A 475-nucleotide genomic window follows, 5' to 3' on the forward strand; every position below is an offset into this window, starting at 1 on the left:
GAATAATGCTCTTTCCGCTCTGCCATCACTTCAGCATCCGGACGTTCGCCAATTTTCGCCTCCCACGTCTCACCGAGCGTGGTGTTTACGAAGGTTTTACGTTTTCCCGTATCCCCTTTCGTTTTCATCCAGTCTTTGACAATCTGCACCCAGGTGGTGAACGGGCTGTACGCTGTCCAGATGTGAAAGGTCACACTGTCAGGTGGCTCAATCTCTTCACCGGATGACGAAAACCAGAGAATGCCATCACGGGTCCAGATCCCGGTCTTTTCGCAGATATAACGGGCATCAGTAAAGTCCAGCTCCTGCTGGCGGATGACGCAGGCATTATGCTCGCAGAGATAAAACACGCTGGAGGGGTCATCCGGCGTCCATTTGAGGCCAAACGGCGTCTCTTTGGCGCCAAATTTAAGATACTGCTCCTCCCCGCAATGCGGGCAGGCAACATGAAAACGCATAAAATGCGGGGATTCAC

At 52.6% G+C, this 475-nt stretch carries 1 protein-coding gene; it reads right to left on the reverse strand.

Annotation, left to right across the window (positions count from 1 at the left end):
- Positions 1-475: terminase gpA endonuclease subunit (locus tag MTCD1_RS18480; protein WP_143760151.1), on the reverse strand; the 475-nt coding region annotated here is incomplete at both ends.

The organism is Colwellia marinimaniae (genome assembly GCF_002207865.1).
GTDB classification, from domain to species: domain Bacteria; phylum Pseudomonadota; class Gammaproteobacteria; order Enterobacterales; family Alteromonadaceae; genus Colwellia; species Colwellia marinimaniae.